The sequence below is a fragment of the Methylobacterium gregans genome, from assembly GCF_022179245.1.
GTDB classification, from domain to species: Bacteria; Pseudomonadota; Alphaproteobacteria; order Rhizobiales; family Beijerinckiaceae; genus Methylobacterium; species Methylobacterium gregans.
In genome coordinates this window covers 1-13,094 of sequence record NZ_BPQM01000187.1, presented here as the reverse complement: position 1 = coordinate 13,094, position 13,094 = coordinate 1, and the positions used below count along the sequence as shown (strand labels likewise).

The 13,094-nt window shown below is 70.6% G+C and carries 13 protein-coding genes; 12 read left to right on the top strand and 1 reads right to left on the bottom strand.

The window, feature by feature from the left end:
- The first annotated feature begins 264 nt into the window (after positions 1–264).
- The 4 genes from MFF54_RS26980 to rpsI all read left to right on the top strand — a co-directional run bounded on the left by MFF54_RS26980 (position 265) and on the right by rpsI (position 2,591).
- Complete coding sequence (locus MFF54_RS26980) at positions 265–738, top strand: cupin domain-containing protein (protein WP_238307265.1); 474 nt, start codon at positions 265–267, stop codon at positions 736–738.
- A 147-nt stretch (positions 739–885) separates the two neighbouring features.
- Positions 886–1,446, top strand: coding sequence for a CoA-binding protein (locus tag MFF54_RS26975; protein ID WP_238307267.1), 561 nt, complete (start codon positions 886–888; stop codon positions 1,444–1,446).
- A gap of 195 nt (positions 1,447–1,641) precedes the next feature.
- Complete coding sequence (gene rplM, locus MFF54_RS26970; RefSeq protein ID WP_066924431.1) at positions 1,642–2,103, top strand: 50S ribosomal protein L13; 462 nt, start codon at positions 1,642–1,644, stop codon at positions 2,101–2,103.
- 2 nt (positions 2,104–2,105) lie between these two features.
- Entirely contained in the window at positions 2,106–2,591 is a 486-nt protein-coding gene (gene rpsI, locus MFF54_RS26965; RefSeq protein ID WP_238307264.1) for a 30S ribosomal protein S9, read from the top strand.
- A gap of 60 nt (positions 2,592–2,651) precedes the next feature.
- Here the strand turns inward: rpsI and MFF54_RS26960 are convergent, their stop codons facing one another.
- Positions 2,652–3,182: a DUF5872 domain-containing protein gene (locus tag MFF54_RS26960; RefSeq protein WP_238307266.1), complete on the bottom strand. Its 531-nt coding sequence runs from the start codon at positions 3,180–3,182 to the stop codon at positions 2,652–2,654.
- Positions 3,183–3,365: 183 nt separating this feature from the next.
- Here MFF54_RS26960 and argC point away from each other — a divergent pair, with 183 nt between their 5' ends.
- The 8 genes from argC (at position 3,366) to MFF54_RS26920 (ending at position 12,783) form a co-directional block, all read left to right on the top strand.
- Positions 3,366–4,313 carry an N-acetyl-gamma-glutamyl-phosphate reductase gene (gene argC, locus MFF54_RS26955; protein ID WP_238307263.1) on the top strand — a complete coding sequence of 316 codons (948 nt, stop codon included), beginning with the start codon at positions 3,366–3,368 and terminating at the stop codon, positions 4,311–4,313.
- A gap of 394 nt (positions 4,314–4,707) precedes the next feature.
- A complete protein-coding gene (locus MFF54_RS26950; RefSeq protein WP_238307262.1) occupies positions 4,708–5,220 on the top strand; it encodes a Ros/MucR family transcriptional regulator in 513 nt (170 codons plus the stop codon).
- An 88-nt stretch (positions 5,221–5,308) separates the two neighbouring features.
- Positions 5,309–6,130 carry an alpha/beta fold hydrolase gene (locus MFF54_RS26945; protein ID WP_238307261.1) on the top strand — a complete coding sequence of 274 codons (822 nt, stop codon included), beginning with the start codon at positions 5,309–5,311 and terminating at the stop codon, positions 6,128–6,130.
- 131 nt (positions 6,131–6,261) lie between these two features.
- Positions 6,262–7,758, top strand: coding sequence for a Do family serine endopeptidase (locus MFF54_RS26940; protein WP_238307260.1), 1,497 nt, complete (start codon positions 6,262–6,264; stop codon positions 7,756–7,758).
- 68 nt (positions 7,759–7,826) lie between these two features.
- A complete protein-coding gene (locus MFF54_RS26935) occupies positions 7,827–9,152 on the top strand; it encodes a replication-associated recombination protein A (RefSeq protein ID WP_238307259.1) in 1,326 nt (441 codons plus the stop codon).
- Between the two features lie 241 nt (positions 9,153–9,393).
- Positions 9,394–9,933 (top strand): TerB family tellurite resistance protein, encoded by a 540-nt coding sequence (locus tag MFF54_RS26930; protein ID WP_238307258.1) that lies wholly within the window; start codon positions 9,394–9,396, stop codon positions 9,931–9,933.
- 101 nt (positions 9,934–10,034) lie between these two features.
- Entirely contained in the window at positions 10,035–11,282 is a 1,248-nt protein-coding gene (locus MFF54_RS26925; protein WP_238307257.1) for an Hsp70 family protein, read from the top strand.
- A 52-nt stretch (positions 11,283–11,334) separates the two neighbouring features.
- Positions 11,335–12,783 carry an RluA family pseudouridine synthase gene (locus MFF54_RS26920; protein WP_238307256.1) on the top strand — a complete coding sequence of 483 codons (1,449 nt, stop codon included), beginning with the start codon at positions 11,335–11,337 and terminating at the stop codon, positions 12,781–12,783.
- Positions 12,784–13,094: the final 311 nt, after the last annotated feature.

Genomic DNA, 13,094 nt, shown 5'->3' with positions numbered 1-13,094 from the left:
ACGGCCGCCGCGTCGCCGAGGGCGCTGGCATCGACCTGGAGAAGGCGCGTGCCCTGCCGCCGCTGCCGGGCCGCGCCGCCCCGGGCAAGCGCCTGCAGTCCGAGACCTACACGGACGGCAGCCAGGCCCATAAGGTCGCCGCCGAGTAACATCGGCAGCGGTCCGAACCTCCGACCCCGCGCAGGCCTCGCCCGCGCGGGGTTTTCTTTTGGGCCGAGGCCGCCCCACATAGCTCGAGGTTCGACGGTCCGAAGGATTGCCGCCATGGGTCAGGTCTATCGCGCGGGAGGTGCGCCCAGCGTCACGATCGGGGGCATGCGGGTGCACTACCTCGCCCGCAGCGGCGCGACCCGCGACGCGCTCGGCATCTACCGGGTCGAGCTGGCGCCCCGCTCGCCCGGCGCCGGTCTCCACCGCCACGCCCGGCTCACCGAGACCTTCGAGGTCCATACCGGCCGGCTCACCGTGCGGATCGAGGGCCACACGCTCGAACTCGGCCCCGGCGACTTCGTGCTGATCCCGCCCGACCAGCCGCACGCCTTCGCCAATCGCGGCGACGAACCTGTCCGCTTCACCCTGAGCTTCACCCCGGCGCTCGCGCGCGAGGGCTTCTTCGAGGGGCTGGCCGAACTCGCGGCCGCGGATCGGCTCGGGGACGAGGCCGCGATGGACGCCCTGATGGCGCGCTACGACCAGGAGCCGCTGGAGGGCTTCTCGGGGTGGAGCAGCCTCGACTGAGGCCTGCACGTTCCCAGACTCGGATCGGCACCGCCGGTTCCACGCAACAGCTCGGTCGGCGGATCGTTCGGCGATGGCGGAGCGGGCAGCGGCGGTGAGCGCCCGGTGGGGCTTGCGGCCCGAATTGCCTGGATCGACAACCGGCCGATGAGCCCGTCTGATTCGATTTCGGCCCCGAACGCCCGCCACGGCAGCTACCCCGATGCCGAGATCCGGTGCATCCTCAGGGAGGCGCGCAGCATCGCGCTGGTCGGCGCCTCGGCCAACCCGGCGCGACCGAGCTGGATCGTGCTCAAGTATCTGATCGACCGCGGCTACGACGTGACCCCGGTCAATCCGGGTCTCGCCGGGCAGGAGCTTCTTGGTCGCCGCGTGGTCGCCAGCCTCGCCGAGTTGCCGGAACCTGTCGACATGGTCGAGATCTTCCGCAACAGCGCGGCGGCCGGCCCGCTCGTCGACGAGGCGCTGGCCCTGACGCCGCCCCCCCGCGTGATCTGGATGCAGCTCGGCGTGCGCGACGACGCGGCCGCTGCCCGCGCCGAGGCGCGCGGCCTCACGGTCGTCATGAACCGCTGCCCGAAGATCGAGTACGGCCGGCTCTCCGGCGAGATCGGGTGGAGCGGGGTCAACTCCCGCATCATCAGCGCCCGCAGGCCAAAGCTCGCGAAGGGCATACAGAAACTGACCATCGAATCGCGCGAGCCATAAGCGGGCGCAGTAAGATACGGTATTCAGATACCGTTTGCTCTAAGTTATTCGCGAGAAACGGGTTTTCCAAAAACTCGCACCCAGAAATGCGTTGACCTCCGGTCCGCTTCCCGCTATGCACCCGCCATCGCCGCCGCGTCCCCACGCGGCGGCGCCTCATTTTCACGAAACCCCATCACGCCACGGGACTTGGCCATGAAGACCACATCGCTGAAGCCCGCCGACGTCGACAAGAAGTGGATCGTGATCGACGCAGAGGGCCTCGTCGTGGGTCGTCTCGCCTCGATCGTGGCGATGCGCCTGCGCGGGAAGCACAAGGCCGCCTATACCCCCCACGTCGATTGCGGCGACAACGTCATCGTCATCAATGCCGACAAGGTGAAGTTCACCGGCCGGAAGTACACCCAGAAGAGCTACTTCCACCACACCGGTTACCCGGGCGGCATCAAGGAGCGCACGGCCAAGTTCATCCTCGAGGGCCGCTTTCCCGAGCGCGTCGTCGAGAAGGCCGTCGAGCGCATGCTGCCCCGCGGCCCGCTCTTCCGTCAGATCCTCGGCAACCTGCGCGTCTACAAGGGCGCCCAGCACCCGCACGAGGCCCAGCAGCCGCAGACGTTCGACGTCGGCGCCCTCAACCGCAAGAACGTGAGCGCTTGATCATGGCGACCCTTCAGTCCCTCGCCGATCTCAACCGGTCGAACGCCGGCGGCAGCGACGCCCAGAGCGAGGCGCCCGTCCACGTCCAGAAGCTGGACGCCCAGGGCCGCGCCTACGCCACGGGCAAGCGCAAGGACGCGGTCGCCCGCGTCTGGATCAAGCCCGGCTCGGGCCAGATCACCGTCAACAAGCGCCCTGTCGAGACCTACTTCGCCCGTCCGGTGCTGCGCATGATCCTGCGCCAGCCGCTGCAGGTCGCGGGCCGCGTCGATCAGTACGACATCGTCGTCACGGTCGCCGGTGGCGGTCTCTCGGGTCAGGCCGGCGCCGTGCGCCACGGCCTCTCGAAGGCCCTGACCTACTACGAGCCGGAGCTGCGCGGTCCGCTGAAGCGCGAAGGCTTCCTCACCCGCGACGCCCGCGTCGTCGAGCGCAAGAAGTACGGCCGCGCCAAGGCTCGCCGCAGCTTCCAGTTCTCGAAGCGCTAAGCAACCTGCGATCGTCGGATCGACAGAGGGCGGCTCCGCAAGGAGCCGCCCTTTCTCGTTTCAGGCGTGGACCGCACGGTCCAGCTCGGCCTTCGACATCTTCGAGCGGCCGGCGATGTTCTGCGCCTTGGCCTTCTTCATCAGCTCGGCCTTCGTGGTCTCCGATTTCGATCCGGACTTCGACCCAGACTTGCCGGTCTTGCGCGCGGAGGCCGCCTTCTCGGCCACGTCCTTCGGCTGTTTGGAAAACTGCTTGCCCTTGGCGCTGTCGGCCCGCTTCTTCGCGGTGCTACGCTTGTACTCGTCGTCCGAGAGCTTCTCGCGCGCCTTCTTGGGCAGGTAGCGCTCACCGGTCTTGCCGCTTTCCTTGCCGGACTTCGTGCCCCACTCCTCGTCGGTCCATTGCTTGAGGTGGTTGTCGTCGGCCTTCTTGCCGCTGTAGCCGCCGCCCTCCTTCTTGTACTCGGCGGTGGCCATCTGCGCCTTGCGGGCCGACCATTGGCCCGGCTTGCCGCCCTTCGACGACTTGGTCACATCCTTCTTCACCTTCTCCCAGAGTTTGGGATCGGTCTTCTTCGCGGTTCCAGACATCTTCGTCCGCTCCATCAGGTTTGGCGGACAACAGACAGCTTGAAGCCATGTTCCGGCCGAATACCGAAGCCTGTGGATCGGCACCGTCATCGAACATCCATTGACACGGCGCCGGGGACCGGCCACCTCCCGCGGCGCAGCGAACGCATCCGGCGTCCCGCGGCTTCTGGGGAGTCCACCATCATGGCGAGTGCGGGCGGTCGGCCGACGGTCTTCATCGACGGCGAGGCGGGCACCACCGGCCTCGGCATCCGCGAGCGCCTGGAGCGCGACGGCCGGGTCGGACTCCGCAGCATCCCGCACGAGAGCCGCAAGGACCTCGCGGTCAAGCGCGCCCTACTGGCCGAGGTCGATCTCGTCGTGCTCTGCCTTCCCGACGAGGCGGCGCGGGAGACCGTGGCGCTCGCCGACGCCTTGCCGGAGGGTGGCCCCAAGATCCTCGATGCCAGCACCGCACACCGGGTCAGCCCCGGCTGGGCTTACGGCTTTCCGGAACTCACGCCCGCGCAGGACGGAATCATCGCGCAGGCGCGCCGGGTCGCCAATCCGGGCTGCTATCCCACGGGCGCGATCGCCTTGCTGCGCCCGCTCGTCGAGGGCGGCCTGATTCCGGCGGATTTCCCGATCAGCATCAACGCAGTCAGCGGCTACAGCGGCGGCGGCAAGAGCATGATCGAGCGCTACGAGGCCGGCGAGGCGGAGCCCTTCCTGCTCTACGGCCTCGGCTTCGGCCATAAGCACCTGCCGGAGACGCAGACCTATAGCGGCCTGACGCGCCGGCCGATCTTCATCCCCTCGGTCGGCAACTTCCGCCAGGGCATGCTCGTGAGCATCCCCCTCCACCTCGACGCGCTGCCGGGCCGCCCCACGGCGGGTGACCTCGAGGCCGCGCTGACCGCGTGGTACGCCGGTCGCGCACTCGTGCGCGTGGTGCCGGGTGCTGACGAGGGTGAGCACCGCGAGCGCATCGCTCCGGAGGCGCTCAACGACACCGACCGGCTGGAACTGCGCGTCTTCGGCTCGGACACGCACCGGCAGGCGGTGCTGGTCGCGCGGCTCGACAATCTCGGGAAGGGCGCCTCGGGCGCCGCCGTGCAGAATATCGGGCTGATGCTCGGCCTCGCCGACTGAGCCCGACCAGCAGCACCCAATCGAGCAGGACCTGTCCGGCCCGGCGCCCCCAAACGGGCGCCGGGCCGTCGCGCGTTCGCATGTCCCCGCGACGGCACCCGGGGAAACCGGCATCCGAGATGCCCCGAACAGAATCATCAGGGCCGGGCGCGCGGTCTGTGACGCGAGCAGTTCTCGCTCACAGCGCAATCGAGCATGGACAAAATGAGCAAAATTCGCTCAGATTTCTCCCGCTCGTCGCGGGCTTAAAACGGCTTGAGCAAATTTTACCACGTATGATTGAAGTTTTGACTTGACCCCCCCGTGGAATTCGCTTGTATCGCCGCGCCATTTGGCACCACGGGACTTTCGGTCTGCGATGAACTGAACAGACCAAAAGGCGGGACATCGCAATATGACAGAACCTGAGATTGACAAGACGCGCTTCGTCGCGCTCACCGCGGAGATTGTCTCTGCGTATGTCAGCAACAACCACGTCCAGAGCGGCGAATTGTCGAACCTCCTCAGCGTGGTTCACGGCGCCATCGCGGGACTTGTCGGGAGCAGCGCTCCGGCCGAGACCGGCCCGCCGAAGCCGGCCCCGCAGGAGATCCGCCGCTCGATCACGCACGACCACCTCGTCAGCTTCGAGGACGGCAAGCCCTACAAGACGCTGCGCCGCCACCTGACGTTGCGCGGCCTCACCCCCGAGGCCTATCGCGAGAAGTGGGGCCTGCCGCGGGACTACCCGATGACGAGCGCGAGCTATTCCGAGCAGCGCTCGGAACTCGCCCGCGCCCTCGGTCTCGGCCAGCAGCGCCGCCGGTCTCCGGAGCCCGAGCCTGTGCATGAGCCTGCGCGGGAACCCGCTCCCGTCGCGGAGGCGCCGAAGCGGCGGCGTTCCGCACGCCAGGCGCAGGACGCCTGAGCGTCCGCCCTGCCGGGGCGCGGACCGGAACGTTCCGGTCCGCGCCGACTTGCCCCGTCTGATGTCGCCGGAGGGGAGAGGACGCGCCATGGCCTTCATCGAGACCGGCGACGGGACGCGGCTCTACGTCAAGGACTGGGGCAGCGGGCGCCCGGTCGTGCTGATCCACGGCTGGCCGCTCGATGCGGACATGTGGGAATACCAGCAGCCGGCGCTCACCGAGGCGGGCTTCCGCACCGTCGCGTACGACCGGCGGGGTTTCGGCCGCTCGGACCAGCCCTGGACGGGCTACGACTACGACACCTTCGCGGACGACCTCGCGGCGGTCCTGGACAAGCTTGATCTGCAGGACGTCGCCCTCGTCGGCTTCTCGATGGGCGGGGGCGAGATCGCCCGCTACATGGCCCGCCACGGGGGCGCGCGCGTCGCCAAGGCCGTGCTGGTCTCGGCGGTGCCGCCCTACCTGCTCAAGACCGCCGACAACCCGGACGGGGTCGACCGGACGGTCTTCGACGGGATGATCGCGGGGCTGAAGCAGGATCGCCCGCACTTCCTGGCGAATTTTTCCAAAACCTTCTTCGGCGTCGGCGTGTTCTCCTCGCCCGCCTCCAGCGATCTCATCGCATGGACCGGCAACCTCGCCATGCTGGCCTCGCCTAAGGCGACGGTCGACTGCGTGCGGGCCTTCGGCGAGACGGATTTCCGCGCCGACCTCACCCATTTCAAGGTGCCGACGCTGGTGATCCACGGGGACGCCGACCAGACCGTGCCGATCGACGTCTCGGGTCGGGCGGCCGCGGCGGCGATCCCGGGCGCGCGCTTCATCGCCTACGAGGGCGCACCCCACGCCGTGCCCTTCACCCATGCCGAGCGCCTGACCGCCGATCTTGTGGACTTCCTGCGGGCCTGAACAGGCCTCTCGCCCGCCACATCCGGGCGCGATAAGAGCGCCCGAGACGACCGGAGCGATCCGGCCCTCGGGGCGCGCCCGCCGCGCGCCCAGCCCCGGGGCCGTCGCGCGGTCCCGGACCGGAGCCCTGCATGCCTCGCACCCTCGCGCCCATCCTCAGCGCCGCGGTGAGCGCCGCCCTGAGCGTCACCCTCGCGCTCACGGCCCTCACCCAGCCGTCCCACGCCCAGCAGAAGACGCCCGAGCCCTACGCGGCCAAGGAGAGCCTCGCCACCAAGCCCGTCCCGCAGAGCCGGGGCGAGGTGCAGCTCTCCTTCGCGCCCGTGGTGAAGCGGGCCTCGCCGTCCGTGGTCAACGTCTACGCCTCCCATGTCGAGAAACGCTCGAACGCGCGGGCGAACGCCATGGAGGAGTTCATGCGCCGCTTCTTCGGCGAGGAGGGCGGCGGGCGCGGCCCCCGCGGCCTGCCCGGCGAGCGGGCGCAGCGCTCGCTCGGATCCGGCGTCATCCTCGACGAGTCCGGGCTGATCATCACGAACAACCACGTCATCGACAACATGAACGAGGTGCGGGTGGCGCTCGCCGACAAGCGCGAGTTCGAGGCCCAGATCGTGCTGCGCGATCCCCGCACGGACCTCGCGGTGATCAAGATCAAGAACCCGACCGGTGGGTTGATCGCGATGCCGTTCGGCGATTCGGAAGCGCTGGAAGTCGGCGACTTCGTGATGGCGATCGGCAACCCGTTCGGCGTCGGCCAGACGGTGACGCAGGGCATCGTCTCGGCGCTCGCCCGCACGCAGGTCGGCTCGTCGGACTACCAGTTCTTCATCCAGACCGACGCCGCGATCAATCCGGGCAATTCGGGCGGCGCGCTCGTCGATCTCCAGGGACGGCTCGTCGGCATCAACACCGCGATCTACTCGCAGTCCGGCGGCAGCCACGGCATCGGCTTCGCGATCCCCGCCAGCATGGTCAAGGCGGTCGTGGACTCGGCCAAGGGTGGCGCCAGCACGGTGCGCCGGCCCTGGCTCGGCGCGCGGGTCCAGAACGTCACGCCCGACATCGCCGAGAGCATGGGGCTCGACCATCCGACCGGCGTGCTGGTGGCCAACCTCGCCCCGAAGAGCCCGGCCGAGGAGGCCGGGCTGAAGCGCGGCGACCTGATTCTCTCGGTCGACGGCCAGGCCGTCGACGACCCGGAGGCCTTCGGCTACCGCTTCGCCCTCAAGGGCATCCAGGGCCAGACCAAGTTCGGCATCCTGCGCGGCACCGACCGCATGACGCTGCCGGTGAAACTCGGACCCGCTCCTGAGACGCGCCCGCGCGAGGCCGTGAAGGTGCGCACCCGCTCGCCCTTCCTCGGCGCCACCTTCGTCAACACCTCGCCGGCGGTGGCCGAAGAGATGCAGGTGGATTTCCCAAGCGAAGGCGTGACCGTGCAGGCGGTCGAGGAGAACTCGATCGCCGCCCGCGCCGGCCTGCGCAAGGGCGACATGGTCCTGACGATCAACGGCGCTCCGGTCGCCTCGACGAAGGACATCGAGCGCCTGACGCGCAACCCGATGGGCATGTGGGAGGTCGCGATCAACCGCGGCGGCGAGGTGCTGACCTCGGTGTTCGGCGGGTAGGGGAGCCGTCGGGGGATGGCCGGCGGCGCGGGCTTGCCGGCCCGCCGCCCGCCGGTGTTCATGCGCCGATGTCCGATCTCTTCGCCTCCTCCGAGCCGACGCCCCAGCGGAATTCCGACGCGCCTCGGCCGCTCGCCGACCGGCTGCGGCCGGCCCGGCTGGACGAGGTGGTCGGCCAGGAGCACCTGACCGGGCCGGACGGGGCGCTGACCCGGCTGCTCCGCTCCAAGAGCCTCGGCTCGCTGATCTTCTGGGGCCCGCCCGGGACCGGCAAGACAACCGTCGCGCGGCTGCTCGCCGACCAGACCGACCTGCATTTCGAGCAGATCTCGGCGATCTTCTCGGGCGTGCCGGACCTGCGCAAGGTGTTCGAGGCCGCGCGCAAGCGCCGCCAGGGCGGGCAGGGCACGCTGCTCTTCGTCGACGAGATCCACCGCTTCAACCGGGCCCAGCTCGACGCCTTCCTGCCGGTGATGGAGGACGGCACGGTGACACTCGTGGGCGCCACGACGGAGAACCCGTCCTTCGAGCTGAACGCTGCGCTCTTGTCGCGCGCGCGTGTTCTGCTGTTTCGCAGCCTCGACGACGCGGCGGTGGCGAAGCTGCTGGCCCGCGCCGAGGCGCTGACGGGGCAGGCCCTGCCGCTCGACGAGGAGGCACGCGGCGTGCTCGTGCGCATGGCGGACGGGGACGGGCGCGCGGCGCTCACGCTGTCCGAGGAGGTCTGGCGGTCGGCCCGCCCAGGCGAGACGCTCGATGCGGAGACGCTGCAGGAGATCGTGCAGCGCCGTGCGCCGATCTACGACAAGGCGCAGGAGGGGCACTACAACCTGATCAGCGCCCTGCATAAGACCGTGCGGGGCTCCGACCCCGACGCCGCCCTCTACTATCTCTGCCGCATGCTCGACGGGGGCGAGGACCGCCTGTTCATCGCCCGCCGCCTCGTGCGCATGGCGGTGGAGGATATCGGGCTCGCCGACCCGCAGGCGCTCGTCGTCGCGACCGCTGCCAAGGACGCCTTCGACTTCCTGGGATCGCCGGAGGGCGAACTGGCCCTGGCGCAGGTCACCGTCTACCTCGCCTGCGCGCCGAAATCGAACGCCGTCTACGAGGCCTACAAGGCGGCGACACGCGTCGCGAAGGCCGCCGGCTCCCTGCCGCCGCCGCGCACGATCCTCAACGCGCCGACCAAGCTGATGAAGCGCATGGGCTACGGCGAGGGCTACCGCTACGACCACGACGAGCCCGACGCCTTCTCGGGCCAGGATTACTGGCCGGAGCGCCTCGGCCGGCAACACTTCTACGCGCCGACCGAGCGCGGCATGGAGAGCCGCTACCGCGATCGCCTTGCCCACTGGGAGGCCTTGCGCCGGGCGCGCCGCGGCGAGGACTGAGCGCGGAGGTCCTGGTTTCGAAAGGTCGAGACCTTTCGCGGGTGTAGGGTGGAACCCTGCTGTCGGCTCCCTCGCCCTGGCAGAGCCAGGACGAGGGAGCCAATCCCGGGGCTGCGCGCCCCGGACCCCGCCAAAGGGTCAGGACCCTTTGGGATCCCATGACTTGCGCCACACGGGTTGGATTGTCGTCCTGGCCGGGTAGATTCGGGTCCCAGCATCGACCCGCTTCGGAGACACCCGCATGCCGTTCCTGCTCGCCGCGACCGCGCTGATCGTCGGCGTCCTGTTCTGGGTGCTGCGGATGCACCGCGTCTCGCGCGACCTGAAGGAACTCGACCGCGACACCAAAGGCCTGCAGCTGCGGGCGGGCGGCCTGTCCACCAGCATCATCGGCACGCCGCTCCAGCGGGTGGACGACGTCCGCCTCGCCGCAGCGATCCTGATGCTGCAGATCGTGCGCACCGGAAGCCCGATCACCGCGGCCGAGCGGAGCAGGATCCTGGGGTTCCTGGCCCATCCGCTGGAGGTGGCGAATCCGGCCGCCATGCTCGACCGCGCCTGGGGCTACACGGCCGAGCGCTGGCCCTTCTCGCTGGTCGCCGACCCGTTGATCCCGCTCCTGCGCGCCCACCTCACCGAGGCGGAGCGGACCGAGCTCTTCACGATGCTGACCGCGGTGGCCGGTGCCCACAGCCCGCCGGGCGAATTGCAGCGCGAGGCCCTGGTGCGCCTGCGAAAGCGCCTGCTCGCGGGTCCCACGGCGCTCGCCGCCGCGCGCTGAGCCACCCCGCGCCGCGGGCTCTGGACCCGGCGGGGCGCGGCCTGTAGAGCGGCCGGCCCCTACCCGGAAGATCCCCCCGATCCCTGCGCCGGAGAGCGTTGATGGCGGCCTGCGGCCTCGATTTCGGCACCTCGAACACCACCCTCGGCCGCACCCGCGACGGCAGGCCGGCGCTCGTCCCCCTGGAGGGGCGCCACCTCACGGTGCCCTCGGCGATCTTCTTCGCGCCGGGCGCCACGCCGATCATCGGCCGCGCCGCCACCGAGGCCTATGTCGAGGGCGTGCCCGGCCGGCTGATGCGCAGCCTCAAATCGGTGCTGGGCTCGGGCCTCGTCGAGGAGACGACGCCGCTCGGCCGCGAGCGCCTGCGCTTCCGCGACGTCATCGCCCGCTACCTCGCCGCCGTGAAGGCCCGGGCGGAGCAGGAAGCGGGCACGGGCTTCGACACGGTGGTGCACGGCCGCCCGGTCCATTTCGTGGACGGCGACCCGGAGGGCGACCGCAAGGCGGAGACCACCCTACGGGAGATCGCCGAGAGCATCGGCTTCCGGACCGTGTCGTTCCAGTACGAGCCGATCGCCGCCGCCCTCGATTACGAGCAGAGCGTGCGCTCTGAGGAGATCGCGCTGATCGCCGATATCGGCGGCGGCACCTCGGACTTCTCGATCGTGCGGCTCTCCCCCGAGCGCCACGCCCGGGCGGAGCGCGCCGACGACATCCTGGCCAATGACGGCGTGCGCATCGGCGGCACCGATTTCGACCGGATGCTGAGCCTCGGCACGGTGATGCCGCTGCTCGGCCTCGGCAGCCCGATGAAGAGGGGCGACCTCGCCGTGCCGAACGCCTATTTCCACGACCTCGCCACGTGGTCGAGTATCAACCGGCTGTACAACCCGAAGACCCTGAGGGAGATCGAGGAGACCCGCCGCGATGCCGCCCGGCCTGAGCTGATCGACCGGCTCTACAGCGTGGTCGAGGCCGAGCGCGGCCACGGCCTCGCCATCGCGGTCGAGGGGGCCAAGATCGGCGCCAGCGATACCGGCGCCGCGACCCTCGACCTCGACTTCGTCGAGCGGGGCCTCGGCGCGGCGGTCGATCGGGGGAGTCTCGGCGCGCAGACGGGCAGCCTGGCCGAGAGGATCGCCGAGCGGGTCGGGCGCTGCCTCGCCCAGGCGGGGATTGGGGCGGAGCGGATCGACGCGCTGTTCCTCACCGGCGGCTCGACCGGCCTGCCGCATGTCCGGGCCGCGCTGACGGCCTGCGTGCCCGGCGCGCGGGTGGTGGCAGGCGACACCTTCGGCTCGGTCGGCGTCGGGCTGACGATCGAGGCGGCGCGCCGGGACGCCTGAGAATCGCGCGGCGCGAATTGTCGCCGTCAGGCCTGAATGATAGCAGCGGCCCATGACGACGAAACCTCCCCATCGCGGCGGGCCCGGCAAGGGCGGTCGCGGCTCCGGCGCGGGCAAAGGGCCGCCGAAAGGCGCGGCCGGCCGCGGTGCGAGCCGCGGACCCCGGCCGGCTCAGGGCCGGCCCGAGCGCGCCCGTACAGGCCCCCGCAGCAGCGCCCTCGACGCGGCCCAGCGCGCGGCGCAGCTGCGCGGCGACGACCGCGACGCGCGCGCGCCGTGGTCGCCGGTGGATGCGGAACCGGACCGCCCGGCGCCCCGCACCAGATCGGCGAGCGCAAAGCCTGCGGGCGCCAAGCCCGCGAACACAAGGCCTGCGAGCCCAAAGCCCGCAACCCAGGCAGCGGCCGGACGGGCGCCGGCCCGTCGCGCCGAGGCAGCACCCGCCCCGGCCGCACCGGTCCCGACCCGGCGCGAGCAGCGGGCGGCCGCCTCCGCCACCCTGGCCTCCGGCGTGCAGACGCTGAGCGTGGAGCCGGACGAGGACGGGATGCGGGTCGACCGCTTCCTCACCGCGCGCTTTCCCCAGCTCCCTTTCACACGGATCCAGAGCCTCGTCCGCAAGGGGGAGCTTCGCATCGACGGCAAGCGCGCCAAGGCGCAGGACCGCCTGAACGCCGGCCAGAGCGTGCGGGTGCCGCCGCTGAAACTCGATGTGGAAAGCGCGCGCCCGCGCAACCCCGTGCGCGACCGGGACGACGCCGAGTTCGTGCGCTCGCTGATCCTCTACGAGGATCAGGACATGATGGTGCTGAACAAGCCCTTCGGCCTCGCGGTCCAGGGCGGCTCCGGCACCGTGCGGCACGTGGACGGTCTGCTCGAGGCGCTCGCCGGACCGGACGGGCAGAAGCCGCGCCTCGTCCACCGGCTCGACAAGGACACGGCGGGCTGCCTCATCGTCGCCAAGACCCGGCTCGCCGCCGCGACGCTCGCCAAGAGCTTCCGCTCGCGGGCCGCGCGCAAGATCTACTGGGCGCTCACCGCCGGCGTGCCGAAGGTGCGCCAGGGCCGCGTCTCGACCTACCTCGTCAAGGACGAGCCAACCGAGGCCGACGCCCGCATGCGGGTGGCCAAGCACGGGGAGGAGGGCGCCTCCCACGCGCTCACCTATTACGCGATGGTCGATCAGGCGGCGCAGAAGCTGTCTTGGATCTCGTTCAAGCCGGTGACGGGACGCACCCACCAGTTGCGGGCGCATGCCGCCCATATCGGCCATCCGATCGTCGGCGACCCGAAATACTTCGACGTCGAGAACTGGGCGCTGCCCGGCGGCATCCAGAACCGGCTGCACCTGCTGGCTCGTCGCATCGTGATCCCGCACCCGCGGACCGGCCGGCCCGTGGACGTCAGCGCACCGCTCCCGCCCCACATGGCCCAGAGCTGGAACCTGCTCGGTTTCGACGCCAGCCGCTACGATCCGGTGGTCGACGCGCCGGAGGATTGAGGGCCGCACAGGACCTGTGTCACCCCTCCGCCTTGGCAACCGGCCGGTGTGACCAATATCCTGCGGACGATTGGCGGCCCGGCTCCCGGCGGGGTCCCGCGCCTGCCCGTGAACCGTCCGGTGAGACCTCATCGCTATGAAGCACGCGACGCTGTCCTGGCTCGCCGCACTGAGCCTGCTCGGATCGGCAACGTTCGCCGTGGCTCAGCAGCCGGCCCGATCCGCACCACAGGCCCCCGCGGCTGCACCGGCCCCGGCGGCGCCGCGGGCCGCTGCACCGGGGCAGCCCCAGGCCCCGCAGGGCGGTCAAG